Annotated in this window: 1 protein-coding gene; it reads right to left on the bottom strand. The window is 67.6% G+C overall.

Going from position 1 to position 1,495, the window contains the following annotated elements:
- Positions 1 to 168: 168 nt before the first annotated feature.
- Positions 169 to 1,374, bottom strand: coding sequence for an IS701 family transposase (locus FJV41_RS49105; protein WP_141649500.1), 1,206 nt, complete (start codon positions 1,372 to 1,374; stop codon positions 169 to 171).
- Positions 1,375 to 1,495 lie beyond the last annotated feature (121 nt).

Genomic DNA, 1,495 nt, shown 5'->3' with positions numbered 1-1,495 from the left:
CTAGCACTACTGCGTCAGGGGCCCGATGGGTGGACGGGGAGGCCGAGCAGGAGACGTGAGTCGCGGTGGGGGTTGGTGCGGTGGCAGGTGGGGCAGCGCGGCAACCAAGAGGCAATCACTCGCGCCATGGCGAGCCGTGCGGTGATGAGGCTGTCGTGGAAGTGGCGCTCAGGCCGAGAGTGGCTGCGCGTGGGCTTCAGCCGTCCTTCGGGCCGAGGGGGGAAAACGCCGCGTGCGTTCCGCCACGAGGAAGGCGTAGCAACACAGCGCGACGGAGACATGGTGATGCCAGCCGGGAAAACGGCGGCCTTCGTAGTGGTCCAGGCCCAGTTCCCCCTTGAGGTCCTCGTAGACGCGTTCGGTTCTCCATCGCTGCATCACCAGACGGATGAGCTGCTTCTTCGTCCGGCCCTCTGGCAGGGATATCAGGAAGTAATTGGCGGGCTCGGGCTCACCGTCGCGCCACTCAATGAGCAGCCCCAGGGGCTCCTGCTCTCGCAGGGGGACGCCCGCGGCGACGACGCGGCGCAGAGCAAAGCGTGCCGACAAGGCGTCTTTCGTACCCTGGCGCCAGGTGCACCGTCGGAAGCCGCCTCGTTCATGAAGGCGCAGGGCCAGGTCCGAAACGCTTTGAGTGTCCTTTCGGGGGCGGTCCTTCGCATCCAAGAGGGAGACGCTCGTCTGTGGGGCCACTGCCACCGCGTAATGCAAGCCCAGCGAGCGAAGGCGCGCACGAAAGTCGCTGGAGCTGCCATAGGCGGTGTCCGCCAGGAGGACGCCCGGAGCCACCCCGTCCCCCACGGCGCGCTCAATCATCCGCAGCGCCAGTTGGGGCTTGGTCCTGAAGGCAACCTCGGCGGGGATGCGGGCCTCGCGGCGACGCGCCTCGTCGCTGGCCCAGCACTCGGGGAGGTACAACTCGAAGTCGACGGGCAGGTGCTCGGTGCGGGTGGCCACGCTGAGGCTGACGCCAATCTGACAGTTGGTAATCTTCCCCGCCGAGCCGGTGTACTGCCGCTGCACGCCCACCGAATGCTTGCCCTGCTTGAGGAAGCCCGTGTCGTCCACAATCCAGGCTTCCACCGACGCCTGCTGCGTCATCGCCTCCAGCGCATACCTCGCCGCCTGGCGCCGCACGTCCCGGTCGCTCCACTTCGAGTCCACCGCGAAGTGCAACAGTCGCTGGTGCATGGCGTCCACCCGCGCGGGGTCCGGACACGCGCGGGCGGCCAAGGGCTCCACGCTCTTGCGCTCGCCATCCCCCAGCAGGCCCATCGCGTAGAGGGCGAACGAGCCCCGCCGACTCTCCTCGCCCAGCACCTCGCCGATTTGCTGGAAGTACCTCTCAAGCCGCTGCACCGCGGCGGCGTTCATGAAGGAGTCCATACCCCATTCATGAGTGGGGCCGATGGCGGCCAATGCAATGAGGGCCTGCCCGCCCAGCCCTCCGTCGCCCATTCCCTCTTCGGCCTACCCCTGATGCAGTAGTGCTAGG

This window comes from Myxococcus llanfairpwllgwyngyllgogerychwyrndrobwllllantysiliogogogochensis (assembly GCF_006636215.1).
Taxonomy (GTDB): domain Bacteria; phylum Myxococcota; class Myxococcia; order Myxococcales; family Myxococcaceae; genus Myxococcus; species Myxococcus llanfairpwllgwyngyllgogerychwyrndrobwllllantysiliogogogochensis.
The sequence above is the reverse complement of the archived record's forward strand: the minus strand, read 5'-3'. Positions and strand labels throughout refer to the sequence as shown.